The 26,904-nt window shown below is 64.6% G+C and carries 24 protein-coding genes; 21 read left to right on the forward strand and 3 right to left on the reverse strand.

Translation table 11 applies throughout. From position 1 onward, the window contains the following. Positions 1–146 precede the first annotated feature (146 nt). The 8 genes from C6P61_RS14290 to C6P61_RS17755 all read left to right on the forward strand — a co-directional run bounded on the left by C6P61_RS14290 (position 147) and on the right by C6P61_RS17755 (position 9,673). Positions 147–1,379, forward strand: a complete 1,233-nt coding sequence (locus C6P61_RS14290; RefSeq protein WP_105730602.1) for an acyl-CoA dehydrogenase family protein — start codon at positions 147–149, stop codon at positions 1,377–1,379. Positions 1,380–1,440: 61 nt separating this feature from the next. After that, positions 1,441–2,730 (forward strand): acyl-CoA dehydrogenase family protein, encoded by a 1,290-nt coding sequence (locus tag C6P61_RS14295; RefSeq protein ID WP_105730603.1) that lies wholly within the window; start codon positions 1,441–1,443, stop codon positions 2,728–2,730. A 42-nt stretch (positions 2,731–2,772) separates the two neighbouring features. Then, positions 2,773–4,134, forward strand: coding sequence for an LLM class flavin-dependent oxidoreductase (locus C6P61_RS14300; RefSeq protein ID WP_105730604.1), 1,362 nt, complete (start codon positions 2,773–2,775; stop codon positions 4,132–4,134). Between the two features lie 54 nt (positions 4,135–4,188). Beyond that, entirely contained in the window at positions 4,189–5,007 is an 819-nt protein-coding gene (locus C6P61_RS14305) for a MetQ/NlpA family ABC transporter substrate-binding protein (protein WP_105730605.1), read from the forward strand. Beyond that, positions 5,004–6,167 (forward strand): methionine ABC transporter ATP-binding protein, encoded by a 1,164-nt coding sequence (locus C6P61_RS14310; RefSeq protein WP_105730606.1) that lies wholly within the window; start codon positions 5,004–5,006, stop codon positions 6,165–6,167. Before C6P61_RS14305 ends, C6P61_RS14310 begins: the two co-directional genes overlap by 4 nt. After that, positions 6,148–6,801 carry a methionine ABC transporter permease gene (locus tag C6P61_RS14315; RefSeq protein WP_105730607.1) on the forward strand — a complete coding sequence of 218 codons (654 nt, stop codon included), beginning with the start codon at positions 6,148–6,150 and terminating at the stop codon, positions 6,799–6,801. The genes C6P61_RS14310 and C6P61_RS14315 overlap by 20 nt, the downstream gene beginning before the upstream one ends. A gap of 449 nt (positions 6,802–7,250) precedes the next feature. Further along, positions 7,251–8,801, forward strand: a complete 1,551-nt coding sequence (locus tag C6P61_RS14320) for an AAA family ATPase (RefSeq protein ID WP_211296987.1) — start codon at positions 7,251–7,253, stop codon at positions 8,799–8,801. After that, entirely contained in the window at positions 8,798–9,673 is an 876-nt protein-coding gene (locus C6P61_RS17755; protein ID WP_146115063.1) for an HNH endonuclease, read from the forward strand. The genes C6P61_RS14320 and C6P61_RS17755 overlap by 4 nt, the downstream gene beginning before the upstream one ends. A 193-nt stretch (positions 9,674–9,866) precedes the next feature. Here the strand turns inward: C6P61_RS17755 and C6P61_RS14325 are convergent, their stop codons facing one another. Genes C6P61_RS14325 through C6P61_RS14335 form a run of 3 tightly spaced genes read right to left on the reverse strand, consistent with a single transcriptional unit; the run spans position 9,867 to position 13,128 of the window. Continuing rightward, the gene (locus tag C6P61_RS14325) at positions 9,867–10,736 is read right to left on the reverse strand and encodes an amidohydrolase family protein (protein WP_105730608.1); all 870 of its coding nucleotides are present in this window, start codon (positions 10,734–10,736) and stop codon (positions 9,867–9,869) included. Further along, entirely contained in the window at positions 10,733–11,878 is a 1,146-nt protein-coding gene (ssuD, locus tag C6P61_RS14330) for an FMNH2-dependent alkanesulfonate monooxygenase (protein ID WP_105730609.1), read from the reverse strand. Before ssuD ends, C6P61_RS14325 begins: the two co-directional genes overlap by 4 nt. 29 nt (positions 11,879–11,907) lie before the next feature. Beyond that, positions 11,908–13,128: an acyl-CoA dehydrogenase family protein gene (locus C6P61_RS14335; protein ID WP_105730610.1), complete on the reverse strand. Its 1,221-nt coding sequence runs from the start codon at positions 13,126–13,128 to the stop codon at positions 11,908–11,910. A gap of 253 nt (positions 13,129–13,381) precedes the next feature. On the opposite strand from C6P61_RS14335, the gene C6P61_RS14340 reads away from it, so the two are divergent. From C6P61_RS14340 to cysW, 13 genes are all read left to right on the forward strand, one after another. Beyond that, on the forward strand, positions 13,382–14,401 hold the full coding sequence (locus C6P61_RS14340; RefSeq protein ID WP_105730611.1) for an amino acid ABC transporter substrate-binding protein: 1,020 nt from the start codon (positions 13,382–13,384) through the stop codon (positions 14,399–14,401). A gap of 74 nt (positions 14,402–14,475) precedes the next feature. Then, complete coding sequence (locus C6P61_RS14345; protein WP_105730612.1) at positions 14,476–15,450, forward strand: amino acid ABC transporter permease; 975 nt, start codon at positions 14,476–14,478, stop codon at positions 15,448–15,450. Positions 15,451–15,454: 4 nt separating this feature from the next. After that, complete coding sequence (locus tag C6P61_RS14350) at positions 15,455–16,555, forward strand: amino acid ABC transporter permease (RefSeq protein WP_105730613.1); 1,101 nt, start codon at positions 15,455–15,457, stop codon at positions 16,553–16,555. Positions 16,556–16,577: 22 nt separating this feature from the next. Beyond that, a complete protein-coding gene (locus C6P61_RS14355; RefSeq protein ID WP_105730614.1) occupies positions 16,578–17,357 on the forward strand; it encodes an amino acid ABC transporter ATP-binding protein in 780 nt (259 codons plus the stop codon). 280 nt (positions 17,358–17,637) lie between these two features. Further along, entirely contained in the window at positions 17,638–18,612 is a 975-nt protein-coding gene (locus tag C6P61_RS14360) for a sulfonate ABC transporter substrate-binding protein (protein WP_105730615.1), read from the forward strand. Between the two features lie 40 nt (positions 18,613–18,652). Beyond that, positions 18,653–19,501, forward strand: coding sequence for an aliphatic sulfonate ABC transporter permease SsuC (ssuC, locus tag C6P61_RS14365; RefSeq protein WP_105730616.1), 849 nt, complete (start codon positions 18,653–18,655; stop codon positions 19,499–19,501). A gap of 25 nt (positions 19,502–19,526) precedes the next feature. Further along, positions 19,527–20,330 carry an ATP-binding cassette domain-containing protein gene (locus C6P61_RS14370; RefSeq protein WP_105730617.1) on the forward strand — a complete coding sequence of 268 codons (804 nt, stop codon included), beginning with the start codon at positions 19,527–19,529 and terminating at the stop codon, positions 20,328–20,330. A 44-nt stretch (positions 20,331–20,374) separates the two neighbouring features. Continuing rightward, positions 20,375–20,971 carry an NADPH-dependent FMN reductase gene (ssuE, locus tag C6P61_RS14375; RefSeq protein ID WP_105730618.1) on the forward strand — a complete coding sequence of 199 codons (597 nt, stop codon included), beginning with the start codon at positions 20,375–20,377 and terminating at the stop codon, positions 20,969–20,971. Between the two features lie 22 nt (positions 20,972–20,993). Then, complete coding sequence (locus tag C6P61_RS14380) at positions 20,994–21,548, forward strand: RBBP9/YdeN family alpha/beta hydrolase (protein WP_244908951.1); 555 nt, start codon at positions 20,994–20,996, stop codon at positions 21,546–21,548. A 273-nt stretch (positions 21,549–21,821) separates the two neighbouring features. Beyond that, the gene (gene katG, locus C6P61_RS14385) at positions 21,822–23,981 is read left to right on the forward strand and encodes a catalase/peroxidase HPI (RefSeq protein WP_425319756.1); all 2,160 of its coding nucleotides are present in this window, start codon (positions 21,822–21,824) and stop codon (positions 23,979–23,981) included. Positions 23,982–24,160: 179 nt separating this feature from the next. Continuing rightward, a complete protein-coding gene (locus C6P61_RS14390; protein WP_105730620.1) occupies positions 24,161–25,159 on the forward strand; it encodes a sulfate ABC transporter substrate-binding protein in 999 nt (332 codons plus the stop codon). After that, on the forward strand, positions 25,160–25,990 hold the full coding sequence (cysT, locus tag C6P61_RS14395; RefSeq protein WP_105730621.1) for a sulfate ABC transporter permease subunit CysT: 831 nt from the start codon (positions 25,160–25,162) through the stop codon (positions 25,988–25,990). Then, complete coding sequence (gene cysW, locus C6P61_RS14400; protein ID WP_105730622.1) at positions 25,987–26,886, forward strand: sulfate ABC transporter permease subunit CysW; 900 nt, start codon at positions 25,987–25,989, stop codon at positions 26,884–26,886. Before cysT ends, cysW begins: the two co-directional genes overlap by 4 nt. Positions 26,887–26,904 lie beyond the last annotated feature (18 nt).

Raw genomic sequence — 26,904 nt, forward strand, 5'->3', positions numbered from 1 at the left:
TTTGCGTTGGATCTTATTCCAATCTATTCCTTCCCGGTCGCATCCGGGCTTCCTACGATAGGAACACCGGGTTCAAGCCATCCGCTTGCCGACCCGCATTCGACGCCTTCTGGCGTCATTGACGCCCCCATCCAACAAGCCCCACGATGACTGCAATCACCCTTGAACCCTCGACCGCCCCCGCTGATGCGGCAATCCGCCTGAGCGTGGCCGAACTCAAGCGCCGCGCCGCCTCGCTGCTGCCCGAACTGCGCCAAGGCGCCGAAGAGCGCGAGCGCCAGCGCCAGCGCATCCTGCCGCATGAGCCGATTCGCCGCATCGGTGCCGAAAGGCTGCTGACCTGGCGCGTTCCGCAGAGCCAGGGCGGCAGCGGCGCCTCGGTGCGCGACGTGATCCAGTTCGTGATCGATGTCGCCTCGGTGGACTCGAACGTGGCGCAGGCGCTGCGGCCCAGCTTCCTGTTTCTCGAAGGCCTGCTCGCCAGCGACGACGAGGCGGCCCGCCAGCGCTGGCTGCCGCATTACCTCAACGGCGAACTGTTCGGCAACGCAGGCTGGGAAGTCGGCGGCGCCAACGGCGCCATCAGCGCCAGCCTGGTGCGCGAAGGCGACCATTACCGGGCCAACGGCAGCAAGTACTACAGCACCGGGGCGCTGTACTCGGACTGGGTCAGCGCCGTCGCCATCGATGAGTCGGACCGCGAGGTGCGCTTCATGCTGCCGCGCGACCGCGAAGGGCTGGAGCTGGTCGACGACTTCGATGCCATGGGTCAGCGCCTGACCGCGAGCGGCACCACGAACCTGAACCACGTCCGGGTCGATGAAGAGGACATCGTGCCGCACCACCTGTTTGCCGGCGGGCGCACCCAGCGCAGCATCGTGACCCCCTATGCGCAGCTGTTCCTGGCGGCAGTCGAAGCCGGGATCGCGCGCAATGCGCTCGACGATGCGGTGGCATTCGCCCGCGACCATGCGCGTCCGATCAAGCACAGCAGCGCCAGCCGCTCGGTCGACGACCCCTATGTGGAGTTCTCGGTCGGCGAGATTTCGGCCCGCGCCTTCGCCGCCGAGGCCGTGGTGCTGCGCGCGGCCGACAGCATCGACGCCGCCTGGGCGTCCGGGCTAGAACCAGCCTCGATCACCCAGGCAGCGATCGACGTGGCGCAGGCCCAGTACGTGGCCGCCGAAGCGGCGCTCAAGGCAGCGGAACTGCTGTTCGACGTCGGCGGGGCTTCGACCACCGCACGCAAGCACAACCTGGACCGCCACTGGCGCAATGCCCGCACCGTGGCCAACCACAACCCGCGGCACTGGAAGGCGGCCGTGGTCGGGGCCTACCGACTCAAGGGAACCCAGCCGCCGCTGTCGGGCCTGTTCTGAGCTGATGACTCACGTCCAGCCCAGCCCCGCCTTTCATCCAGGACCCAGGAGAACCTTCCCCATGACGACCGTCGACGTGACCCTTCGCGATGCCAGCGATATCGCCCTCGCCGCCTATGCCGACGAACTGGCGGCCGAGATCGGCAAGACCGCGCAGCAGTACGACCTGTCGGGCCAATTCCCGCACGAGCATTTCGAACTGCTGCGCCAGCGCGGCGCGCTCAAGCTGACCCTGCCGCAGGCACAAGGTGGCGGCGGGATCTCGCTCTACCAGCTGCTGCTGTTCCAGGAGCGCCTGGCCCGGGGCAGCGGCTCCACCGCGCTGGCACTGGGCTGGCATTTGATGGTCTTCGGCTACCTGAGCTTCGACCTCAAGTGGCAGCGCCCGGCCTTCGAGCACCTGTGCCGGGACGTGGTGCAGCGCGGCGACCTGATCAACGTGCTGGTCACCGAACGCGAGGCCGGCAACCTGCTGCGCGGCTCCAAGCCGACCACCGTGGCGCGCAGGACCGAACAGGGCTATCTGATCCAGGGCCGCAAGGCCTTCTGCTCGGCGGCACCCGGGCTCGGACAGATGATCGTCTACGCCCTGGTCGCGGACGAGGGCCGGGTGGCGGAGTTCCTGGTGCCCAAGTCGGAACGCGTGCGCGTGATCGACAACTGGAACACGATCGGCATGCGCAGCACCGGCAGCCACGACATCGAATTCGACCAGGTGCTGGTACCCCACGACGCGCTGCTGACCTACATCGACCCCGACCGGGCCGGCAGCTTCATGACCGGCAGCCGGGCCTTCGGCCTGCAGCTGTCGGCGGTCTATCTGGGTATCGCGACGGCGGCGCGCGACTTCGCGCTCGACTTTGCCGACCGCTACCACTCGCACAGCCTGGAGGGGTCGATCCTCGACGCGCCCCAGGTACAGCACAAGCTCGGCGAGATCGAGCTGCTGATCGGCGCGTCCAAGACCCTGCTCTACGGCCTGGCCGAGCGCTGGGAGCGCCACGACGCGATCAAGCACCGGCTCGACCACGAGGTCGCGATCACCAAGCAGATGGTGACCCACCAGGCAATCCGCATCGTCGAGCTGGCGATGGGAATCGTCGGCGGCCATGCACTGTCGAAGGACCTGCCGCTGGAACGCTATTTCCGCGACGTGCAATGCGGCTGCTACAACCCGCCCCAGGACGACATGGTGCTTGCGAACCTGGCCAAGTCCGCGACCGCCGCGCTGCGCGCCTCGCGCCAGGCCGAGGCGACTGCCGCAGCGGCAGCAGCCGCGGCGGCAACGCAGATCGCTGTCACAGCGACGGCCGACGCCCTGGAAGCCCCGCTCGCCGCGCTGGTGGACTGAATCCCAGACCGGCGAAACACCCTGCCCTTGATTGCAAATGCCATGACCCAGAAGAAACAGATCATCCTCAACGCGTTCAACGAGAACTGCGTCGGCCACATCAACCACGGCCTCTGGACCCACCCGCGCGACCGGAGCACCGAATACAACACGATCGAGTACTGGGCCGGCATGGCCCGCACGCTCGAGCGCGGCCTGTTCGATGGCATCTTCATCGCCGACATCCTGGGCGTCTATGACGTCTACCAGGGCAATATCGATCTGACGCTCAGGGAATCGGTCCAGCTGCCGGTCAACGACCCGATGCTGCTGGTCTCGGCGATGGCGGCGGTGACCCAGCATCTGGGCTTCGGCGTCACCGTCAACCCGCTGTCCGAACATCCCTATCTGCTGGCCCGGCGCTTCTCGACGCTGGACCAGCTCACACGCGGGCGCTTCGGCTGGAACATCGTGACCGGCTACCTCGACAGCGCCGCGCGGGCAATCGGCCAGCACCAGCAGCTGCAGCACGACGAACGCTACGAGCGCGCCGACGAATGCCTCGACCTGCTCTACCAGCTGCTCGAGGGCAGCTGGGAGGACGACGCGGTCAAGCGGGACAAGGTGGCCCGGATCTTCGCCGACCCCGCCAAGGTGCACCCGGTGCGCCACCACGGGCGCTACTACGATGTCGAGGGCTACCACCTCTGCGAACCCTCGCCGCAACGCACGCCGGTGCTGTTCCAGGCCGGCACTTCGGGCCGGGGTCAGATCTTTGCCGCACGCCACGCCGAAGCGGTCTTCATCGGCGGCAACGACAAGGCCGCTGTGCGCAAGACGGTGCAGGAGCTGCGCCAACAGGTGGTCAAGGCCGGACGCCGCGCCGATGACCTCAAGATCGTGCTGGGCGTGACGGTCGTGCCGGCGGCCACCCAACAGGAAGCACGCGACAAGCACGATGAGTATCTGCGCTATGCGAGCCCCGAAGCCGGGCTGGCGCATTTCTCGTCGAGCGCCGGCCTCGACCTGTCGCGCTACGGGCTCGACGAACCGATCGAGTTCGACCAGACCAATGCCATCCAGTCCACCGTTCGAGTGATCCAGAAGCTCGGCGGCACCCGGCGCAAGCTGCTCGAGCATTTCAGGCTCGGCGGGCGCTATGCCGCCATCGTCGGTGACCCGCAACAGGTCGCGGACGAACTGCAGTCCTGGGTCGACGAGACCGGCATCGACGGCTTCAACATCACTCGCACCGTGGTGCCCGAGAGCTTCGAGGATGTCGTCGATTTCGTCGTGCCCGAGCTGCAGGACCGCGGCCGCTACAAGACCGCCTACGCCGAAGGCAGCTTGCGCCACAAGCTGTTCGGCCAGGGCGACCGGCTGCCGGCCCGGCATGCCGCCGCTCAATTCCGTCAGCTCGGCTGACCCCAAGCCTGAATCCAATCCAATCCAACCCAACCCAAGCCAGGAGAACTCCTCATGAAACTGTCCCAATTGCTGCTGACCGCCCTGTCCTCGCTGCTGCTGAGCGGCATGGTCCAGGCCCAGACCCTCAAGATCGGCGCCTCGGCCGGCGTGCATGCCGACACCCTGGCCGCCGCCGTGGCCGATGCCAAGAAGGCCGGCCTGGACGTGAAGATCGTCGAATTCACCGACTGGACCACCCCCAACGAGGCGGTGGCCAGCGGCGACCTGGACTTGAACTACTTCCAGCACCAGGCCTTCCTGGACAACGCCATCCAGCAGCGCGGCTACAAGTTCGCCGTCGCCGGCATCGGCGTGCTGCCCAACATCGGCTTGTTCTCCTACAAGATCAAGAGCTTCGATGAACTGAAGCCAGGCGCGAAAGTGGCTGTGGCCAGCGATCCGGTCAACCAGGGGCGCGGCCTGCTGTTGATCGAGAAGGCCGGCTTGATCAAGCTGCGCGAAGGCGCTGGCGCCAAGGCCAACGTCAATGACATCGTCAGCAACCCGAAGAAGCTCAAGTTCGTCGAAGTCGAAGGCCCGCAGCTGGTGCGCGCGATCGACGACGTGGACCTGGCACAGGGCATTCCGGCGCATTTCGTCAGCGCGGGCAAGCCGCAGTTAGCCAGCGCCGGCCTGCTCTACTCCGGCGCGTCCGACAGCTACTACGCGATCCGCTTTGTCTCGCGCCAGGACAACGCCAACGACCCGCGCATCAAGCAGTTCGTCAAGATCTTCCAGGAGTCCAAGGCCGTGCGCGACCAGGTGCACAAGCTGTTTGCCGGTGACGCCAAGCTCTACACGCTGGCCTGGCTGAAGGGGAAAGTGCAATGAGCGCGATCAATCTGACCCTGGGCGCCAAGTCCTACTTTGTCTCGCCGCAGGCAGCTGCGCAACGCCTGCCGCAGGCCGCACCGGCTGGCAGCACCGAGCCCGCGCATCCGGCAGCCGGTTCGGTGCGCTTCGAGAACATCGGCAAGACCTATCACTCGTCGGCCGGGCCGGTGGCGGCCCTGAGCGGGATCGAGCTCGAGATCCCGGCCGGCAGCATCTTCGGCATCATCGGCCGCAGCGGCGCGGGCAAGTCCAGCCTGCTGCGCACGATCAACCGGCTCGAGCGCCCGACTGAAGGCCGCGTGCTGGTCGACGGCGAGGACATTGCCGGGCTCGACGAGAACGGACTGGTCGCGCTGCGCCGGCGCATCGGCATGATCTTCCAGCATTTCAACCTGCTGTCGGCCAAGACCGTGTTCGACAACGTGGCGCTGCCGCTGCGCGTGGCCGGCGTGCGCGAGGCACAGGTGCGCCAGCGCGTCAACGAGTTGCTGGAGCTGGTCGGACTCAATGGCAAGGAAAACACCTACCCGGGCCGCCTGTCAGGCGGACAGAAGCAGCGCGTGGGCATTGCGCGCGCACTGGTGCACCACCCCGAGATCCTGCTCTGCGACGAGGCCACCTCGGCGCTCGACCCCGAAACGACGCAGTCCATCCTGGCGCTGCTGCGCGACATCAACCGCCAGCTCGGCCTGACGGTGGTGCTGATCACGCACGAGATGGGCGTGATCCGCGAGATCTGCGACCAGGTGCTGGTGCTCGAACAGGGCCGGATCGCCGAAACCGGGCCGGTCTGGGCCGTGTTCGGCGAGCCCAAGCATGACGCCACGCGCGCCCTGCTGCGCCCGCTCGAGCATGACCTGCCGCAGGACCTGCTGCAAAGGCTGTCGCAGCAGGCGCCCACCAGCGGGTCGTACCAGCGGGTGCTGGAGCTCGTTTTTACCGGCCAGGGCCGGATCGAGCCCGACCTCGACCGCATTGCCAGCCTGCTCGGCAGCCGGGTGCGGCTGCTGCACGGCGGCGTCGACCGCATCCAGGGCCATACGCACGGCCGACTGCTGATTGCCACCGGGCCCCAAGGACCCGCCGCCACCGAACTGGTCATTCAACAACTCTGCCACCACGCCAAGGAGCTCGGATATGTCGCCGATCATGTATGAACGCCTCTGGGAGGCTTTTCTGGACACGCTGCTCATGGTCGGCGCCTCGGGGCTGATCGCGCTGGTCGCCGGCATTCCGCTGGCCGTGTTGCTGGTGCTGACCTCGCCCGGCGGCGTGCTGGAAGCACCGCGCTTCAACCGGATCGCGGGCAGCCTCGTCAACGCCTTTCGCGCCACGCCCTTCATCGTGCTGCTGGTGGCACTGATTCCGCTGACGCGGCTGATCACGGGCACGACGATCGGCATCTGGGCCGCCGTGGTGCCGCTGTCGATCAGCGCCACGCCGTTCTTCGCGCGCATCGCCGAAGTCAGCCTGCGCGAGGTCGAGCACGGACTGATCGAGGCCGCGCAGGCCATGGGCTGCCGACGCTGGCATATCGTGCGCCATGTGCTGCTGCCCGAGGCGCTGCCCGGCATCATCGGCGGCTTCACGATCACGCTGGTGTCGATGATCGGCGCCTCGGCCATGGCCGGAGCCGTGGGGGCCGGCGGACTCGGCGACCTGGCGATCCGCTACGGCTACCAGCGCTTCGACACGACGGTGATGATCGCCGTGATCGTGGTGCTGATCGCGCTGGTCAGCCTGGTGCAGTTCGCGGGGGACTGGTGGGTTGGGAGGTTGAGGGCGAGGTGAGTGGATTGTTCAAGTCGACAGAGTTTTCGTATTGATGTATAAAGTCAAAAATAATATTGAGGAGGTTCAGGTGGTTGGGCGGTTTGCTTGGATGGCTGTTTAGCAGCGGTTGCGGCCATACGATGTAACCTGACGTCAGGTAAGTTATGACTTTAAAGTTTCCCGAGCTTGAGCATCATCTAAGTCTTTTATTTAGACGGAATCGCAGTGCATAAAAGCTAGGAAAACCTCGTTGACTTAACATAGGGACTTGCCAACTGCTGCCTTTTGATGATTCCGGAAAGCAGTCCTCCGTGCGACCGCTGTACCCTGGAGCTTATCGGAAGGCCATTCGTGCTACTCGACCTCGGTGGCCGTTGGGATCGAGCCTTGAATGCAATGTCAATGCACCGCTTATCCGATCCTGGGCAATTAAATTAAGCTTCATCCATAGAAATAAAAGTTAAGAAATGCAAATACGATTTTTTATCATCGGCAGAAATGAACGTCCAAAGAATGGAATATCAAACACCGTTTATCTTAAGGTAGATCATTGGAATGACCATTCTTTTGTTACAATGTTTGAGGTTTATGCCTATGATGAAAATGGTCAAGAGCACAGCCTATCAAATATCAAAATTGGATTCACAGGCCAAACAACTGAAGTAAGCACGTATACCACCCTGGATAATGAATTTACCGAACTTCCAAAAAGCTACTTTTCTGTTGCTACGGATGTCGAATTCTATAGAAAGTTATACAGAAATTTCTCTTCTGACTGGCGCAACACTTTCCTCATAAAGTTAAGAGATGTTGTAAGGAATCCCGAAGTACTTGAAATTGCGAAAAACGAGAATGTATTTAAAATATCTCACCTTCGCAGTGTTAGCATTAATGCGATTAAAACCCAGTTCACAAGAGTATTAGCTGGCGATGCCCCGCCAACGGACTTTAACTTTCACTTTTTGCTTCCAAGCTCAGAAACTTTTGCCGGCTTCGATCTCGAGTTTAATGTTGAGGCAGAATCTTTGCCAAGCACAAACATCCACGCGATTATTGGAAGAAATGGCGTTGGGAAAACGACCATTTTAAAAAATATGGTAAAAGCCATTTCTGGTCATTCGAAGGATAGAGCTGAGTTTTATCAGAGGCAGATTTTCTCTTCCTCAAGAAAGAGCTTGGGTAAAGATTTTTTTACCAATCTTGTTTCAGTAGCATTTAGCGCCTTTGATCCATTCGACCTCCCTGCAAGCGACGAAAATCCGTCGGACGGCACTCCATATAGTTATATCGGGTTAACCGACTATTCTGGGGATGATGGCGCAATACTAAAATCTCGCGCACAGTTGCATAAAGAGTTTGTTGAGGCACTAAAATTTTGCCTGAGTGAATCGCTACGAAAAAAGCGCTGGTCTGATGCCATTTCCGTTCTGGAAAGTGATGAAAACTTCGCCGAAATGAAACTCCTTGAACTGCTTCACTATGATCTGGATAACCTATCAGAGCCCGCGGAGAAGCGTATTAAGAAGATGAGCTCTGGACATGCAATCACCATTCTTACAGTAACGCAACTGGTCGCAAAGGTAGAGGAAAAAACTCTCATACTAATTGATGAGCCAGAAAGTCACCTTCACCCTCCTCTTCTTTCAGCCCTTATAAGAAGCCTAAGCCAGCTCCTATACAGACAAAATGGAGTTGCAATTATCGCCACTCACTCCCCCGTCGTCCTTCAAGAGATTCCAAAATCTTGCGTATGGAAGCTTTACAGGGAAAGGACTTCATCTGAGAAATCCAGACCGGAAATAGAAACATTTGGCGAGAACGTTGGAACCCTTACCAGAGAAGTTTTTCGCCTTGAGGTTGAGAAATCCGGCTTTCATACTTTGATACGTGACGCTGTTGCGTCCGGCGGTACGTACGATGAAATAGTATCTCGCTTCAACGGAAGCCTTGGATTTGAGGTGCGGGGCACTTTGCGTGCAATGACTATTAATCGCGATTTAGATTTATTTAATAAATGAGAAAATTAACCATTCCGGCCTTTAATGAACTGGATTTATTCGATGCATGCACCGGCGAAATGGACGAAGTTGCGAGGCGAGAATTCACTGCAAGTCGTCCTCAAATTCAAGCTGCTGCTATAGATTTTGCAGCCCATTCGGTCACGCGAACTTGGTGCCAACTTCCGCGGGCAAGACATGGTCACCGAGAGGAGATTGTTGCGGGAGAACTATCAAAAGGCAACTTGATGGATTTGTATGACGAAGGCGTCGTAAAATCCAAAGGGCGCCCACGTGATATTTACGATGCGATTCTAGTTGCCGCGCAGGGCCGATGCCCCTACTGCGCGGATATCGGCACTACTCGAACACTCGATCATTATTTGCCAAAGGCTAAATTTCCGGGGCTCTCGGTTCATCCGCACAACCTTGTTCCGGCCTGCCGAGATTGCAACACAGACGCTGGGGCAGGCTTCCCGACATCCCAGAATTTGCAACCTATTCACCCTTACTTGGATAAGGAGTGTTTCTTTTCTGAACGCTGGGTTCATGCGAAAGTTATTCGTTGTGAGCCGGTTGTAGTAAGTTTTTTTTCGGCCCCACCTGTTCATTGGCCAGATATTGATCAACATAGGGCGAAGCAACACTTTATCGATTGCAACCTGAAAGATCGATTTTCTAGCCAAGTCTCTGGCGAACTCGGTCCGCTGATTTTGCAACGTAAGTCGAGCCTTGCAGTATTCTCACCAGCCCAATTCGAGGCGCACTTGCGCATCATTGCGGATGATGTAAACCTTCTGCTTAATGGTTGGAAGCGAACGATGTACCTCGCCTTATGCGAGAGCGATTGGTTTTGCTCAACTGATTTCGCTGGTGATTGGCTTGCCAATTGATCCGAAATTGGTCTTCACCTGAGTGCGCTTCGCTTCCTGCAAATCTCATGTAGTCCTGCCCGCCGAAACGCCAGCTTTTGCAGCCTTCGCGAACGGCAGGATTTGGTAATATTGCAGCCAGTTCTAATGTCAGCAATGAAGGGCGGCTTTGGCCGATGTCCTGAAAGGACCGTTCCCAGCCTGAAACAGTCATCTACAGGGCTTTCCTCGCACGGCTACCGCTCGGCTCCAGCACCCTCCTCGCATTGCCATAGAAGAACTTCTCCAGCACGCCATCCCTGAATCCGAGCCGCTGCGCATCCTCGATGCTCTGCCTGATCGGGCGGAACGGGTAGGAGGAACCGAACAGCAGCTGGTCGGCCAGGAAGCCGTTGGCGGCCTGGACCAGCACCTCGCTGCCCGGCAGGAACAGGTACATGTCGGGCACCAGGTAGACGTTCTCGTGCCGGAAAGCCACCCCGAGCAACTGCTGCACATTGGGCCAGTAGCCGTGGTAGGCCACGATGCGCAGCTGCGGGAAGGCCGCCGCGACCCGCGCCAGCGGGGCCGGGTCGTTGTAGCGCTGGTCGGGCGTGGTCGGCCCCGACATCAGGAAGGCCGGCACGCCGAGCTCGGACAGGCGCTCGTAGACCGGGAAATAGACCGGATCGTCCGGATGGCGCGCCGGCGCCGCGAAGCCGGGCTCGAGGTTGACCCCGGCCAGGCCCAGCGCGTTGACGATGCGATCGACCTCGTCCAGCGTGGCGTCGCCGAGCAGGTCCGGATCGACCGCGCCGATGCCGACCAGCCGCGGGTCCGCACTGACGATCTGGTGGATGCGGTCGTTGGGCAGATGCTGCGCGGGCGTGTGGCGTCCGACCACCACCGCCTGGCTCAGGCCGGCGTCGCTGATCTCGGCCAGGAAGCCCTCGGGTGTGCGCGAACGGGCGTAATGCTCGTCATCGCCGCGCGTGCCGACGCGGCGGTTCAGCCAGCGCGCGGTTTCGTTGGTCGCGCTGCCGGGCGTGGCGCCGAAGAAATCGTGCAGGTAGGCCGGCCTGCAGCGCATGTCGATCACGTTCATGCAGCTCTCCTGAGCTCGGTCTTGTTGGAAGCGCGCACGTCGAAGGCGCCGCCGGTCATGGCCTGGTCGCGCAGCGTCACCGGCTGCTTGCCCGGCAGCAGCGGGAACACCAGCTCGGCGAAGCGGATCGCTTCCTCCAAGTGCGGGTAGCCCGACAGCACGAAGCTGTCGACGCCGAGGTCGACATATTCCTTCAGACGCGCGGCCACCGTCTCGGGGTCTCCCACTAGCGCCGTGCCGGCACCGCCGCGCACCAGGCCGACGCCGGCCCAGAGGTTGGGGCTGATCTCGAGCTTGTTGCGGTCGCCGCCGTGTAGTTCGGTGATGCGCTTCTGGCCGACCGAGTCCATCTTGGCAAAGTTGGCCTGCGCGGCCTGGATGTCCTCGTCGGTCAGCTTGCTGATCAGGCGTTCGGCTTCGGCCCAGGCCTCCGCGTTGGTCTCGCGCACGATGACCTGCAAGCGCACGCCAAAGCGCACCGTGCGGCCATGCTTGGCGGCGCGCGCGCGCACGTCGGCGATCTTCTCGGCCACCGCGGCGGGCGGCTCGCCCCAGGTCAGGTAGGCATCGACATGCTTGGCCGCCAGCTCGTGCGCGGCCGGCGACGAGCCGCCGAAGTACAGCGGCGGATAGGGCTGGCTGACCGGCGGGAAGTAGTTCTTCGCGCCCTCGATCTGGAAATGCTTGCCCTCGAAGTCGACCGTGTCGCCCTGCAGCAGCTGGCGCCAGACGGTCAGGTATTCGTCGGCGACCTGGTAGCGCTCGTCATGCGCGAGGTGGACGCCCTCGGCGGCGAGCTCGGTGGCGTCACCGCCCGGCACCACGTTGAGCAGCAGCCGGCCCTTGAGCGCCTGGTCCAGCGTCGCGGCCTGGCGCGCCGAGGCGGTCGGGCCGCTGACCGAGGTGCGCAAGGCGACCAGCAGCTTGATGCGCTGGGTGACGGGAATCAGGCTGGCGGCCGTGACCCAGGGGTCGAGGCAGGAGCTGCCGGTCGGGATCAGCAGGCCGTCGTAGCCCAGGCTTTCGGCCGTGACGGCGATCTGCCTCATGTATTCGTTGGTCGCGGGGCGGCCGAAGTCGGACTTGCCGAGGTAGCGGGTGTCGCCCGAGGTGGGCAGGAACCAGAAGATGTCGAGGCTCATGGAATGACCTTTGGATGCGGTGAGGAGTTTCAGGAATAGGAGGTGGGTTCGGGGAAAGCGCCGGTCAGCGCATGGCGGCCGAGGTCGCGCAGCTTGTAGTCGATCGGGTCGTGCAGCGTGTGAACGCGCGCGTTGCGCCAGAAGCGGTCGAGCCCGAAGCGGGCCGAGGTCGCGCTCGCGCCCGTGAGCTCGAAGATCTGGCTGCTGACCTCGACCGCGGCGCGGTGCGCGACGGCCTTGGCCTCGGCGACCGCGATCGCCACCCGGCCACGCTCCTCCGCCGTGACGGCATCACCGAGCGCCAGCGCCTGGTCGATGGCTTGCGCCGCAAGGTCGGCCAGCACCTCGGCGGGTCGCACCAGCACCGCGAGTTGACCGTAGCGCTGCTGCACATAGGGGTCGTCGACCGCGCGGCTGACGCCCGAGGCAAAGAAGGGGCGCGACGAGTCGCGCGTGTAGCGCAGGCCCTCTTCCAGCGCGCCACGGGCGATGCCGACATAGAGGTTGGTCAGGATCAGCTGCGCCATTTGCGACCGCAGCGTCGCGCGCGGCGTCGGGGCCTGGCCGGGGCGCACCAGCACTTCATGCGCTTGCAGCCGCACATGGTCGAAGATGACGCTGCCGCTGTCGGTCTGCTTCTGGCCGAAGGCGTCCCAGTCGGCGCGGATCGAGATACCGGCGCGGTCGCTCGGCAGCGCGCCGATCAGCAGGCTCTGGCTCGGCTCGTGCCAGGCCGAGAAGGTCAGGCTGTCGGAGCCGACCGAGCCCGAGCAATAGCTCTTGGGGCCGCTGATGCGCCAGCCCTCGCCATCCTCGATCGCGAGCGCGCGCTTGTCGTTCGGGTTCAGCGCATTGCCCCAGAACAGGCGCTGCTCGACCGTGTGTCGCAGGAAGAATTCGTGCTGCTCGGGCTTGCCATAGAGCAGGATGGTCGCGACCTGCAGGTGGTGAAAGGCGTAGAGATGCGCCAGCGAGCTGTCGGCCTGGGCGATGCGGCGCAGGCTGGCATAGAAGGTTTCCCAGGACTGGCCCCAGCCGCCGTAGGCGCGCGGTGTCGTGAGGTCGAGCAGGCCGCTGGCGCGGATCAGCTCGCGCTCGGCGGCGGCATGGCCGCCCGCGCGGTCGCGCTCGATGGCATTGGCAGCGAGCGCCTGCGCCAGCGCCTCGGTGGCCTGCTCGATCTCCGCCGGAGAAGAAAGCGTTGGCAGCGTTGTGCCTGGGCGATGGGAGGCTGAATGGTGGAATGGCATCTTCGTTCGGATCGGTGAGCGATGAATCCAGTCTAGGATCGGGCCACCGATGCACCAAGGAAGTTTTCCGCCTGTGTTTATGCGCGAAACGCGCAAGCGCCGCTCGCGCTCGATTCGATGCTTTGATTTCGACCGCGCCTCGGGGCATCTGCTGGCTCGTTTCAAGGTCACCGCTCAGGCCGGGCTTCGGCGCTATAGTGCAAGCACCTGAAACCGCTGATCCCTTCAACGCCCAGCGCGAGAAAGTTTTCTGATGAAACCGATTCGACTCTCCATCCTGGCCCTGGCCCTCGCGGGCATCACCAGCGCCCATGCCGGCAAGACGCTCGACACCATCAAGCAGCGCGATCAGATCGCGATCGGCGTCAGCACGGGCGTGCCGGGCTTCTCGGCGGCCGACAGCCAGGGACGCTGGACCGGGCTCGATGTCGACATCGGCAAGGCTGTGGCGGCCGCCCTGCTCGGCGACGCCAACAAGGTCAAGTGGGTGCCGCTGGCGTCGCAGCAGCGCTTCACCGCGCTGCAGTCGGGCGAGGTCGACGTGCTGTCGCGCAACACCACCGTGACGCTGACGCGCGACGCCTCGATGGGGCTGGCCTTCACCGCGATCGCCTTCTACGACGGCCAGGGTTTCATGGTGCCGGCCAAGAGCAAGGTCAAGAGCGCCAAGCAGCTCAAGGGCGCGACCGTCTGCGTGCAGTCGGGCACCACCTCCGAGAAGAACCTGGCCGATTTCTCGCGCACTTACAAGCTCAACTTGAAGCCGGTGGTGTTCGACAAGTTCGATGCCGCCAACGCGGCCTATTTCGCCGGCCGCTGCCAGGCCTACACGACCGACACCTCGGGCCTGGCCTCGGTGCGCGCCAAGGATGCCAAGGACCCGAAGGAGCATCTGATCCTGCCCGAGCTGATCTCGAAGGAGCCGCTGGGGCCGCTGGTGCGCCGCGGCGATGACGAATGGCTGGCGATCGTGCGCTGGGTGGTCAACGGGCTGATCGAGGCCGAGGAAAACGGCATCACCCAGGCCAATGTCGATCAGCTCAAGGCCGACAGCACCGATCCGGTGGTCGGGCGTCTGCTCGGCAAGACCGAGGACACCGGCAAGCTGCTGGGTCTGGACCGCGACTGGCTGGCGCGCGCGATCAAGGCGGTCGGCAACTACGGCGAGATCTACGAGCGCAACGTCGGCGAGAAGACTCCGGTCGGCCTGGCACGCGGCAAGAACCGCCTCTGGACCGACGGCGGCCTGCACTACGCCTTGCCGCTGCGGTGACGCTCCGGGCGCAAGTTCCGCCCCGCGCGCCGCCGCCTCGTCAGCACCGGGTCTGGTCCTGGCGCAGTCCTGCCATGCGCGCGCTGCTGTGGCAGGCGCTCGCGCTGGCCGGGCTGCTGGCGGGCCTGCTCTGGCTGGTGCATAACACGCAGGTCAACATGGCTGCGCGCGGCATCCAGAGCGGCTGGGATTTCCTGGGCCAGACGGCGGGCTTTGACATCGGCGAGCAGCTGATCGCCTTCGACGCCGGCGACAGCCTGGCGCGCGCCTTCCTGGTCGGGCTGCTCAACACGCTGCGGGTGGCGCTGCTGGGCATTGTGCTGTGCACGCTGCTCGGGACGCTGATCGGACTCGGGCGGCTGTCGCACAACTTGCTGCTGCGCGCGCTGTGCCGGGCCTATGTCGAGCTGTTTCGCAATGTGCCGCTGCTGGTGCAGCTGCTGGTCTGGTATCTGCTGCTGGTGGAGTATCTGCCTGATTCTGCGTCTGCCTGGAGCTGGCGCGACGCGCTGTTCCTGAGCAAGGCCGGGCTGGCGTTCCCGACCCTGGTGACAGGCGCGGGCGGCTGGAACGACTGGAGCGGTTGGCACTGGCAGCTGCCGGCGCTGCAGGACTTCGGCATCGAGGGCGGCGGCGCGCTGTCGCCCGAGTTCATCGCGGTGACCCTCGGGCTGAGCTGCTACACCGCCGCCTTCGTGGCCGAGGTGGTGCGCGCAGGGCTGCGCTCGGTGCCGCATGGACAGATCGAGGCCGCGCAGAGCGTAGGCCTGAGCCGGCGCCAGACGCTGCGGCTCGTGACCGGGCCGCTGGCGCTGCGCGTGATCCTGCCGCCGCTGACCAACCAGTACCTGAACCTGACCAAGAATTCCTCGCTCGCGGTCGCGATCGGCTATCCCGATCTGGTCTCGATCGCGAACACGACGCTGAACCAGACCGGGCGCGCGGTCGAATGCATCGCCGTCATCATGCTGGTCTACCTGGCGCTGTCGCTGCTGACGGCGGCGCTGATGGCGGTCTTCAACCGCCGCGTGGCCTTGAAGGAGCGCTGAGACCATGGCAGTCTGGCAGATGATTCCCGCGCGCGCGGCCCCCGTCCGCCAGGAGGGCTGGCTGGCCTGGGTCAGGCGCGAGCTGTTCGGCGGCTGGCTCAACGCGCTGACCACGCTCGCGCTGCTGGCCTGGGCCGTCTCGGCGCTGCCCGGACTGGCCGACTGGACGCTGTGGCAGGCGGTCTGGCGCCCGGACGCCGACGCCTGCCAGGCCGCGCGCGGCAGCGGCGCCTGCTGGGGCGTGATCGCCGAAAAGCAGCGCCTGATCCTGCTCGGCCGCTATCCGGCGCCGGAGCACTGGCGGCCCGTGCTGGCCTGCGTGCTGCTGCTGGCACTGGTCGTCGCCAGCGGCCTGCGCCGCTGCTGGAACCGCTGGCTGCTGCCGGCCTGGCTGCTGGTATGGGCCACCTTCTTCGCGCTGATGGCCGGCGGCTTCGCGGGCCTGGCGCCGGTGCCGACCGAGCGCTGGGGCGGCCTGCCGCTGACGCTGATGCTGGCGACGCTGTCGATCCTGCTGGCCTGCCCGCTGGCGGTGCTGCTGGCACTGGGCCGGCGTTCGCGCCTGCCGGCGATCCGCGTGCTGTGCGCCTGCTATGTGGAGCTGGTGCGCGGCGTGCCGCTGATCTCGGTGCTGTTCATGGCCAGCTTCCTGTTTCCGCTGTTCCTGCCGGCCGGCACGACGCCGGACGTGCTGTTGCGCGTGCTGCTGGGCATCGCGCTGTTTGCCGCAGCCTACCTGGCCGAGACGGTGCGCGCGGGCCTGCAGTCGGTCCCTAACGGTCAGGTCGATGCCGCCGCCAGCATCGGCCTGGGCTGGTGGCAGACCCAGCGCCTGGTCGTGCTGCCGCAGGCGCTCGGCGCCGTGGTGCCGGGGCTGATGAACAGCTTCATCTCGATCTTCAAGGACAGCTCGCTGATCACGATCGTGAGCCTGTACGAGCTGACCGGCTCGCTCGGGCTGGCACTCAGCGGCGACCCGGTCTGGCGCCCCTACATGATCGAGGGCTACTGTTTTATTACCGCCATCTACTTCGTGGTCTGTGCCGCCATGTCGCGCTACAGCCTCTGGGTCGAGCGCCAGCAGGCGCGTGCCCTGACCCGCTGACTGACCCGCAGACTCTCATTCCATGCTCAACCACGACGCTTCCATCATCCGCTTCGAGCGGGTCAACAAATGGTACGGGCGCGATTTCCATGCGCTGCGTGACATCGAGCTCGAGATCGGGCGCGGCGAGCGCGTGGTGGTCTGCGGCCCGTCCGGCTCGGGCAAGTCGACGCTGATCCGCTGCATCAACGCGCTTGAGCCGTTCCAGCAAGGCCGGCTGATCGTCGACGGCGTGGCGCTGGGCGCCGAAGGCAGCGCCAAGGACAACGCCGATGAACGCGCGGTGCAGCAGGTCCGGCGCCGGGTCGGCATGGTGTTCCAGCAGTTCAACCTGTTCCCGCACCTGAGCGTGCTCGACAACCTGACACTGGGGCCGCGCCATGTCGCCGGGCTGTCGCGGCGCGAGGCCGAGGCACAGGCGCTAACGCAGCTTGAGCGGGTGCATATCGCCGAGCAGGCGCACAAGTTCCCGCTCCAGCTCTCGGGCGGCCAGCAGCAGCGGGTGGCGATCGCGCGCGCGCTGTGCCTGGCGCCGCAGATCCTGCTGTTCGACGAGCCGACCTCGGCGCTCGATCCCGAGATGGTGCAGGAGGTGCTCGACGTGATGACCGAGCTGGCCAGTCAGGGCATCACGATGGTCTGCGTGACGCACGAGATGGACTTTGCGCGCTCGGTCGCCGACCGGATCGTCTTCATGGACCAGGGCCAGATCGTCGAGGAGGCGGCGCCGGCGGCCTTCTTCTCGCAGCCGGAGTCGGCGCGGGCGCAGCAGTTCCTCGCCAAGCTGCAACGGCCGGGCTAGCCATAGGCGCTGGCAGCCCAAGGCTGCTGCGGCCGGATCAGAAGAGCTGGTCTTTCGCGGCAGGCATCGGTGTGTCCGCGCAGCGGCATCAATCCAGCCATTGACAGAAAAGCGATTGCAGCCGGTCGGGCTATTGCGATAGCTCAGTGGAATTTGCTCGTTTTTGTAATTTGGAGATTTGTTTTTCTTCGTTTGCCAACCAAGGGGCGTCGCGGATGATTCCTTCATTCGCTCACAAGCCCCGGCTCCGAATAGAGCACAGGCCAAACAAGGAAATACCATGTCGTCCATCAAGAACCTGCAACGCCGTCTTCTGCTCAAGACCTTCGCCGCCACCAGCGCCCTGGGCGTCGGCGGCAGCGCGCTGGCGCAGACCACTGCCACCAAGTCGCCCCGGGTGCTGCGCATCGGCTACCAGAAGGGCTGGCTGTCCATCCTCAAGGCGCGCGGCACGCTGGAAAAACGCCTGGCTGCGCTCGGCGCGAGCGTGACCTGGTCGGAATTCACGGCCGGTCCGGTGCAGCTCGAGGCGCTCAACGTCGGCTCGATCGATTTCGGCGATGTCGGCGAAGCGCCGCCGATCTTTGCCCAGGCCGCGGGCGCGCCGCTGGTCTACGTCGGCGCCAGCAACCCGCGCCCCAGGCTCGAGGCGATCCTGGTGCCCAAGGAGTCGTCGATCCGCAGCGTGGCCGATCTCAAGGGCAAGAAGATCGCGTTCAACAAGGGCTCGAATGTGCAGTACCTGATCGCCAAGCTGCTCGAGAAGCATGGCCTCAAATACGGCGACGTGCAGCCGATCTTCCTGCCGCCGGCCGACGCGCGCGCCGCGTTCGAGCGCGGTGCGGTCGATGCCTGGGCGATCTGGGACCCTTTCCTGGCCGCAGCCGAAAAGACCCTGGGCGCCCGGGTCCTGGCCGACGGAACGGGCGTGGTCAGCAACCGCTGGTATTTCTTCAGCGCGCGTGAGTTCGCCACCCACAACGCCGACCTGCTGCGCATCGCGCTGGAGGAAATCGACCAGATCGACCGCTGGGCCGCCAGGAACAAGTCCGCCGCCGCGCAGGAGCTGTCGAAGATCCTGGGCCTGGACCGTGCGATCACCGAGCTCTGGATCAGCCGCACCAGCTTCGGCGTGGTGCCGGTCACCGGGGAGCTGCTGGCCGAGCAGCAGGCGATCGCCGACACCTTCTTCGACCTCAAGCTGATCCCCAGGCCGCTCAAGCTGCGGCACGCCGCCCCGGTCAACCTGAACTGAACGGTGTCATGAGCCAAGCTCAAAAAAGAGGAATACCTATATGAGTCTTACCGCCTCCGCCCCACTCAAGGAACCGACCGTCGGGAATTTTCCGACGGGTTTCTCCAGCTCCCTGCTGGGCAGTTCGCTGGCCCCGCTCGGTCGGCAATTGCTGCCCTGGCTGCTTCCCGTCTTGCTGATCGTCCTGTGGCAATGGGCCTCGGCGCGCGGCTGGATCTCGAACCGCGTGTTGCCGGCCCCGCTCGAGGTCGGACGGGCCGCCTGGCAGCTGGCCGTTTCGGGCGAGCTCTGGACCCATGTCAAGATCAGCGCCGGGCGCGCCCTGATCGGCCTGGCGGTCGGCGGCGGCCTGGGCCTGGTGCTGGGCCTGCTGACCGGATCGGTGCGCTGGCTCGAGACGCTGCTCGACTCGACGATCCAGATGATCCGCAACATCCCGGCACTGGCCTTGATCCCGCTCGTGATCCTGTGGTTCGGCATCGACGAGATGACCAAGCTGTTCCTGATCGCGGTGTCGGTCTTCTTTCCGATCTACATCAACACCTTCCACGGCATCCGCAATGTCGACCCGGGCCTGATCGAGATGGGTCGCACCTACGGCCTGAGCCGCTGGGGCCTCTATACCCAGGTCGTGCTGCCGGGCGCGCTGTCGTCGATCCTGGTCGGCCTGCGCTTCTCGCTCGGGCTGATGTGGGTGATCCTGATCGTGGCCGAAACCATCTCGGCCCAGGCCGGCATCGGCTACCTGACCATGAACGCGCGCGAGTTCCTGCAGACCGACATCGTGCTGGTCGGCATCCTGCTCTATGCGCTGCTGGGCAAGCTCGCCGATCTGTTCGCGCGCAGCCTCGAACGCTACTGGCTGCGCTGGCACCCAGGCTATCAGTGACGCGACCGCTACGGAGATATACCCCATGACTGACAAGACAACTGCTGCCGGCGGCGTGCGCCTGGAACTGCGCCAGCTCGGCAAGCGCTTTGGCCCACGCGAGGTGCTGCGCCACAACAACCTGAATGTGGCGCCCGGCGAATTCATCGCCATCGTCGGGTGCAGCGGCTGCGGCAAGAGCACGCTGCTGCGCCTGGTGGCCGGTCTTGATGAGGCCAGCAGCGGCGAGCTGCTGATCGATGGCGTGAGCGCCAGGCAGCGGCGCGACGACACCCGCATCATGTTCCAGGAGGCGCGCCTGCTGCCCTGGAAGCGCGTGCTCGACAACGTGGCGCTGGGCCTGCCGCCCGAGCGGCGCGCCGACGCCGAGCGCGTGCTGGCCCAGGTCGGACTCGGCGAACGCCTGCATGACTGGCCGGCCCAGCTCTCGGGCGGCCAGCGCCAGCGCGTGGCCTTGGCACGCGCCCTGGTGCACCAGCCGCGCCTGCTGCTGCTCGACGAGCCGCTGGGTGCGCTCGATGCGCTGACGCGGATCGAGATGCACGCCTTGATCGAAGGCCTGTGGCACCGCCACGGCTTTACCGCGCTGCTGGTCACGCATGACGTGCAGGAGGCGGTCGCGCTGGCCGACCGCGTGATCCTGATCGAGAACGGCGAGATCGCGCTCGACGAACGCATAGCCCTGGCGCGGCCGCGTTCGCGCGGCGATGCCGCCTTTGCCGCGACCGAGAAACGCATCCTCGACCGCGTGCTGCAACTGCCCGAGATCGATACGCCCGCGCCCGAGCCGTCCTGGCTGCCGGCGCACGCGCTGCGCTGGGCCATCTGAGCCGGCGCTGCCCCTGGAACCGAAATTCACAAGAGGAAACCATCATGTCCGTGTTACTGATCGCCGGCAGCCCGTCGGAACATTCGCGCTCGGCCGCCTTGCTCGATGCCGTGCAGCAGCGCCTGCAGCAGCAGGCCGGAGCGCACCGCCTGCACCTGGATCGGCTGCCGATCCGCGACCTGTCGCCGCAGGCGCTGCTGCTGGCCGACTGGAATCACGCGAGCATCAAGCGCGCCATCGCCCAGGTCGAGTCGGCCTCGGCGCTGGTGGTCGCGACCCCGGTCTACAAGGCCGCCTACAGCGGCGTGCTCAAGGTCTTTCTCGACCTGCTGCCGCAGACCGCGCTCAAGGGCAAGGTGGTGCTGCCGCTGGCCACCGGCGGCAGCCCGCACCACATGCTCGCGCTCGACTACGCGCTGCGCCCGGTGCTGCAGTCGCTTGGCGCCAAACATATCCTGCCCGGGGTCTATGCCTCGGACAGCCAGATCCCGAAGGACGAGGACGGCAGCTACCGGATCGGCGACGAGATCCAGGACCGGCTCGATGACGCCGTCCATATCCTGCTGCACGAGGGCTTGCGCTTAGCCGTCAAACCGGGTTTCGAGCCGGTCGCGTTCGCATCGGTCCAGTACAGCGTCTGAGTGCCGGCGAAGGATCTGCGCCATGGCCGACATCCCGACCGTCGTCATCGTTCCGGGCTGGCGCGACTCAGGTCCGGATCACTGGCAGACCCGGTGGACCGAGCAGCTGCCGCGGGTGCAGCGCGTGGTGCAGGACAACTGGGTCTCGCCGCTGAAGCGGGCCTGGGTCGAGCGCCTGTCCGAAACCATCCTGGCGATAGAAGGCCCGCTGGTGCTGGCGGCACACAGCCTGGGCTGCATCACGACCGTGCATCTGCCGCACGAGGTGGCGCTGCGCATCCAGGGCGCGCTGCTGGTCGCGCCGGCCGACCCCGAGCGCCGCGGCGTGCTGGCCGACTTCGCGCCCGTGCCCTACCAGGCCCTGCCCTATCCGAGCATCGTGGTCGCGAGCAGCAACGACCCGTTCTGCCCGGCGCGGCTGGCCGGGGCCTATGCCCGGGCCTGGGGCAGCGAGTTCGTGCGCCTGCAGGAGGCCGGCCACATCAACGTCGACAGCGGTCATGGCGACTGGCCGCTCGGGCTGGCGCTGCTGCAGTCGCTGGCGGGGCTGGCGAGCGCGTGGCCCGGAGACTGCTGACAAGCGACTGAATCCCAAAGCTCGAACTTGTGCACAACAATAGATAATTGTGAATCACGCCGTTGACTTTATTTTCATTCATGGTGAATTTCTATCGTCTTGATTAAATCGTTTGTTCCTAATTGCGGCCGCTGCCTTCCAGAAATACCGGGCTCAAAGTTATAGTTCGATCAACTGATGATGTTCATTGCCGTGCAGCCAAACGCCGGCTGAATTGAAGCGTCATTTCAGTTGATAACGCAACAAAAGGAACCCGAGATGGACAACAAAGACCTGAGTACTGCTGGAAAATGCCCGGTCATGCATGGCGGGGCCACATCGACCGGCGTGTCGAACCTGGACTGGTGGCCCAAGGCGCTGAGCCTGGACATCCTGCACCAGCAAGACAGCAAGACCAACCCGCTGGGGGCGGACTTCAACTACCGCGAAGCCGTCAAGACACTTGACGTCGAAGCGCTGAAAGCCGACCTCAAGGCCCTGATGACCGACAGCCAGGACTGGTGGCCGGCTGACTGGGGTCACTACGGCGGCCTGATGATCCGCATGGCCTGGCACTCGGCCGGTACCTACCGCATCGCCGACGGCCGTGGCGGCGCCGGCACCGGCAACCAGCGCTTTGCGCCGCTGAACTCCTGGCCCGACAACGCCAACCTCGACAAGGCGCGTCGCCTGCTGTGGCCGATCAAGAAGAAATACGGCAACAAGCTGAGCTGGGCCGACCTGATGATCCTGGCCGGCAACATGGCCTACGAATCGATGGGACTCAAGACCTTCGGCTTCGGCTTTGGCCGCGAAGACATCTGGCACCCCGAGAAGGACATCTACTGGGGCTCGGAAAAGCAATGGCTGGCCCCGACCGGCAGCGAAGGCAGCCGTTACTCCGGCGTACGCGACCTGGAAAACCCGCTGGCGGCCGTGATGATGGGCCTGATCTACGTCAACCCGGAAGGCGTCGATGGCAAGCCCGACCCGCTCAAGACCGCGCATGACATGCGCGTGACCTTCGAGCGCATGGCGATGAACGACGAGGAAACCGTCGCGCTGACCGCGGGCGGCCACACCGTCGGCAAGACCCACGGCAACGGCAGCGCCGCCAAGCTGGGCCCGGCACCGGAAGGCGCCGAGCTGGATGAACAGGGCCTGGGCTGGATCAACCACAGCAGCCGTGGCGTGGGCCGCGACACCGTGACCAGCGGCATCGAAGGCGCCTGGACCACGCACCCGACCCAGTGGGACAACGGCTACTTCGACATGCTGCTGAACCACGACTGGGAGCTCAAGAAGAGCCCGGCCGGCGCCTGGCAGTACGAGCCGGTCAGCATCAGGGAAGAAGACCGTCCGGTCGATGTCGAGGACCCGACTATCCGTCACAACCCGATCATGACCGATGCCGACATGGCGTTGAAGGTCGATCCCGAGTACCGCAAGATCTCGGAGCGCTTCCACCAGGACCCGGCCTACTTCAGCGACACCTTTGCCCGCGCCTGGTTCAAGCTGACCCACCGCGACATGGGCCCCAAGGCGCGCTACATCGGCCCGGACGTGCCGGCCGAAGACCTAATCTGGCAGGACCCGGTACCGGCCGGCCGCCAGGACTACGATGTCGCGGCCGTGAAAGCGAAAATCGCCGCCAGCGGCCTGAGCCTCAGCGAGCTGGTGTCGACCGCCTGGGACAGCGCCCGCACCTTCCGCAAATCGGACAAGCGTGGCGGTGCCAATGGCGCGCGCATCCGGCTGGCGCCGCAAAAGGACTGGGCCGGCAACGAGCCGGCGCGGCTGGCCAAGGTGCTGGCAATCTACGAGCCGATCGCTCTTGATACCGGCGCCAGCGTGGCTGACGTGATCGTGCTGGGCGGCAACCTCGGCATCGAGCAGGCCGCCAAGGCTGCTGGCGTCGAGGTCAGCGTGCCGTTCGCGCCGGGCAGGGGTGACGCCAGCCAGCAGCAGACCGATGTCGAATCGTTCGCGGTGCTCGAGCCGCTGGCCGATGGTTTCCGTAACTGGCTGCAGAAGGACTATCTGGTCAGCGCCGAGGAGCTGCTGCTCGACCGCGCCCAGCTGCTGGGCCTGACCGCGCACGAGATGACCGCGCTGGTCGGCGGCCTGCGGGTGCTGGGCAGCAACCACAGTGGCAGCCAGCACGGCGTGTTCACCGACCGCGTCGGTGCCTTGACGAACGATTTCTTCGTCAACCTGACCGACATGAGCTACAGCTGGAAGCCGACCGGGCGCAACAGCTACGCCATCGTTGACCGCAAGTCCGGCGCCGCCCGGTGGACCGCGACCCGGGTCGACCTGGTGTTCGGCTCCAACTCGGTGCTGCGCGCCTATGCCGAGGTCTATGCCCAGGACGACAACCGCGAAAAGTTCGTGCAGGACTTCGTGGCCGCCTGGACCAAGGTCATGAACGCGGACCGCTTCGATCTGGCCTGACCTCAGCTCGCCCCCGCAAGACCCCACTGACTGGAAACCGCTGCGGCGGCTTCCAGCCAGACAGGTCTGCGGGGGTTTTGCATATTTGTTTTTCGCATAAGAAAAAAAGAATAAAGTCGTTTGATAATGTAAGGATGGCCGGCAAAATCCTGGCTCCCGTCAATACCGGAGCAAGATTCATGAAGACCACCCTGCGCACCGCACTGGCTGCCGTCGCCCTCGCCGCCAGCACCCTGGCCTCGGCCCAGACCAGCCTGCTCAACGTCTCCTACGACGTCTCGCGCGAGTTCTACAAGGACGTCAACGCGGCCTTCGTCGCGAACTACAAGAAGACGACGGGCAAGGACATCAAGATCGACCAGTCGCATGCCGGATCGAGCGCCCAGGCACGCGCGGTGGCCGACGGCCTCGACGCCGACGTGGTGACGATGAACACCACCACCGACGTCGATTTCCTGGCCGACAAGGGCGTGGTGGTCAAGGACTGGCGCAAGCGCTTCGCGCATGACGCGGCGCCGACCAGCTCGACCATGCTGTTCCTGGTGCGCAACGGCAACCCCAAGGGCATCAAGGACTGGGACGACCTGATCAAGCCCGGCATCCAGGTGGTGCTGGTCAACCCCAAGACTGGCGGCAACGGCCGCATGGCCTATCTGGCGGCCTGGGGCTCGGTGCGCGCCAAGGGCGGCACCGACGCGCAGGCGGCCGATTTCGTCTCCAAGCTCTACAAGAACGTGCCAGTGCTGGCCCGCGGTGGCCGTGATGCGACCGGCACCTTCTTGCAGCGCAACATCGGCGATGTGCTGGTGACCTTCGAATCCGAGGTGGTGTCGGTCGACAAGGAGTTCGGCACCGGCAAGGTCGACGCCATCCACCCCTCGGTCAGCATCGTGGCCGAGAACCCGGTCGCCATCGTCGAGCGCACGGTCAAGAAGAAGAACACCGCTGCCGAGGCCAAGGCCTACCTCGACTTCCTGTATGGCGACGAGGCGCAGGAGATTGCCGCCAAGCATGCGATCCGTCCGAGCAACGCAGCGATCCAGAAGAAGTACGCCGCGACCTTCAAGCCGCTCAAGCTGTTCAAGGTCGGCGACTACTTCGGCTCGCTGGCCGAGGCACAGAAGGTCCACTTCAATGACGGCGGCCAGTTCGACAAGCTCTACACGGCGGGCAAGTAAATGGCGGCTGGCAAGAAGGTGTTGCCCGGCTTCCAGCTGACGCTGGGCTACACCCTGTTCTATCTGTTCCTGATCGTGCTGATCCCGCTGTCGGCGCTGCTGTTCAAGACCTTCAGCCTGAGCTGGGACCAGTTCTGGAGCGCGGTGGCTTCGCCGCGCGTGCTGGCCTCGTATCGGCTGACCTTCGGTGCCTCGCTGCTGGCGGCCAGCGTCAACGTGGTCGCCGGCCTGCTGGTGGCCTGGGTGCTGGTGCGCTACCGCTTCCCGGGCAAGAAGATCGTCGACGCGCTGGTTGACCTGCCGTTTGCGCTGCCGACCGCGGTGGCGGGCATTTCGCTGTCGGCGCTGCTGGCCGGCAACGGCTGGATCGGCCAGTACCTGGAGCCGCACGGCATCCAGCTCGCCTTCAATCCCAACGGCATCGTGATCGCGCTGATCTTCATCGGCCTGCCCTTCGTCGTGCGCACGGTGCAGCCGGTGCTGGAAGACGCCGAGAAGGAGCTGGAAGAGGCCGCGACCTGCCTGGGCGCGACGCGCTGGCAGACCTTTCGTCTCGTGATCCTGCCCTCGATCGGACCGGCGCTGCTGACCGGCTTCGCGATGGCCTTCGCACGCGCGATCGGCGAATACGGCTCGGTCATCTTCATCGCCGGCAACGTGCCGATGGTGTCCGAGATCACCCCGCTGATCATCATCGGCAAGCTTGAGCAGTACGACTACGCTGGCGCGACCGCAGTGGCCTCGGTCATGCTGCTGTTCGCCTTCCTGCTGCTGCTGGTCATCAACGCACTGCAATCCTGGCAGCGCCGCCGCTCGGGAGCCTCGGCATGAGTTCAAGCAAGAAAATCCCCTCGCGCGTGCAGGCCGGCACCACCGAATCGACGCTGGTGCGCTGGCTGCTGACCGGACTGGCACTGGCCTTCATGGCGCTGTTCCTGCTGCTGCCGCTGGCGGCCGTCTTCACCGAGGCGCTGCGCAACGGCTGGGGCGCCTACCTGGAAGCGCTGAAGGACCCCGACGCCTGGGCGGCGGTACGCCTGACGCTGCTGACCGCCGCGGTCGCGGTGCCGCTGAACCTGGTGTTCGGCATCGCGGCAGCCTGGTGCATCGCCAAGTACGAGTTCAAGGGCAAGGCCTTCCTGACCACCTTGGTCGACCTGCCGTTCTCGGTCTCGCCGGTGGTCGCGGGCCTGATCTATGTGCTGGTGTTCGGTGCCCAGGGCTGGCTTGGCCCCTGGCTGCAGGAGCACGACATCCGAATCGTGTTCGCGGTGCCGGGCATCATCCTGGCGACCGTGTTCGTGACCTTCCCCTTCATCGCCCGCGAACTGATCCCGCTGATGCAGGCCCAGGGCAACGACGAGGAGCAGGCGGCGATCGTGCTTGGCGCTTCCGGCTGGCAGACCTTCTGGTACGTGACCCTGCCCAACATCAAGTGGGGCCTGATCTACGGCGTGATTCTCTGCAATGCGCGTGCCATGGGCGAGTTCGGCGCGGTCTCGGTGGTGTCGGGCCATATCCGCGGCCAGACCAATACCATGCCGCTGCATGTCGAGATCCTCTACAACGAATACCAGTCGGTCGCGGCCTTCGCAGTCGCCTCGCTGCTGGCCCTGCTGGCCCTGGTGACGCTGGCCATCAAGAGCGCGGTCGAGTGGCGCCACGAGCGCGAGCTCAAAAACGGTGCCGAGCTCTCACCCGAGCGCCCCGCCGCCGCGACGCACTGAACCCGGACCGCAAGAGAA

Source organism: Malikia spinosa (assembly GCF_002980625.1).
GTDB classification, from domain to species: Bacteria; Pseudomonadota; Gammaproteobacteria; order Burkholderiales; family Burkholderiaceae_C; genus Malikia; species Malikia spinosa.

Coding starts and splice junctions, on each gene's coding strand:
- C6P61_RS14290 (WP_105730602.1), top strand. CDS start 147: ATGACTGCAATCACCCTTGAACCCTCGACCGCCCCCGCTGATGCGGCA.
- C6P61_RS14295 (WP_105730603.1), top strand. CDS start 1,441: ATGACGACCGTCGACGTGACCCTTCGCGATGCCAGCGATATCGCCCTC.
- C6P61_RS14300 (WP_105730604.1), top strand. CDS start 2,773: ATGACCCAGAAGAAACAGATCATCCTCAACGCGTTCAACGAGAACTGC.
- C6P61_RS14305 (WP_105730605.1), top strand. CDS start 4,189: ATGAAACTGTCCCAATTGCTGCTGACCGCCCTGTCCTCGCTGCTGCTG.
- C6P61_RS14310 (WP_105730606.1), top strand. CDS start 5,004: ATGAGCGCGATCAATCTGACCCTGGGCGCCAAGTCCTACTTTGTCTCG.
- C6P61_RS14315 (WP_105730607.1), top strand. CDS start 6,148: ATGTCGCCGATCATGTATGAACGCCTCTGGGAGGCTTTTCTGGACACG.
- C6P61_RS14320 (WP_211296987.1), top strand. CDS start 7,251: ATGCAAATACGATTTTTTATCATCGGCAGAAATGAACGTCCAAAGAAT.
- C6P61_RS17755 (WP_146115063.1), top strand. CDS start 8,798: ATGAGAAAATTAACCATTCCGGCCTTTAATGAACTGGATTTATTCGAT.
- C6P61_RS14325 (WP_105730608.1), bottom strand. CDS start 10,736: ATGAACGTGATCGACATGCGCTGCAGGCCGGCCTACCTGCACGATTTC.
- ssuD (WP_105730609.1), bottom strand. CDS start 11,878: ATGAGCCTCGACATCTTCTGGTTCCTGCCCACCTCGGGCGACACCCGC.
- C6P61_RS14335 (WP_105730610.1), bottom strand. CDS start 13,128: ATGCCATTCCACCATTCAGCCTCCCATCGCCCAGGCACAACGCTGCCA.
- C6P61_RS14340 (WP_105730611.1), top strand. CDS start 13,382: ATGAAACCGATTCGACTCTCCATCCTGGCCCTGGCCCTCGCGGGCATC.
- C6P61_RS14345 (WP_105730612.1), top strand. CDS start 14,476: ATGCGCGCGCTGCTGTGGCAGGCGCTCGCGCTGGCCGGGCTGCTGGCG.
- C6P61_RS14350 (WP_105730613.1), top strand. CDS start 15,455: ATGGCAGTCTGGCAGATGATTCCCGCGCGCGCGGCCCCCGTCCGCCAG.
- C6P61_RS14355 (WP_105730614.1), top strand. CDS start 16,578: ATGCTCAACCACGACGCTTCCATCATCCGCTTCGAGCGGGTCAACAAA.
- C6P61_RS14360 (WP_105730615.1), top strand. CDS start 17,638: ATGTCGTCCATCAAGAACCTGCAACGCCGTCTTCTGCTCAAGACCTTC.
- ssuC (WP_105730616.1), top strand. CDS start 18,653: ATGAGTCTTACCGCCTCCGCCCCACTCAAGGAACCGACCGTCGGGAAT.
- C6P61_RS14370 (WP_105730617.1), top strand. CDS start 19,527: ATGACTGACAAGACAACTGCTGCCGGCGGCGTGCGCCTGGAACTGCGC.
- ssuE (WP_105730618.1), top strand. CDS start 20,375: ATGTCCGTGTTACTGATCGCCGGCAGCCCGTCGGAACATTCGCGCTCG.
- C6P61_RS14380 (WP_244908951.1), top strand. CDS start 20,994: ATGGCCGACATCCCGACCGTCGTCATCGTTCCGGGCTGGCGCGACTCA.
- C6P61_RS14390 (WP_105730620.1), top strand. CDS start 24,161: ATGAAGACCACCCTGCGCACCGCACTGGCTGCCGTCGCCCTCGCCGCC.
- cysT (WP_105730621.1), top strand. CDS start 25,160: ATGGCGGCTGGCAAGAAGGTGTTGCCCGGCTTCCAGCTGACGCTGGGC.
- cysW (WP_105730622.1), top strand. CDS start 25,987: ATGAGTTCAAGCAAGAAAATCCCCTCGCGCGTGCAGGCCGGCACCACC.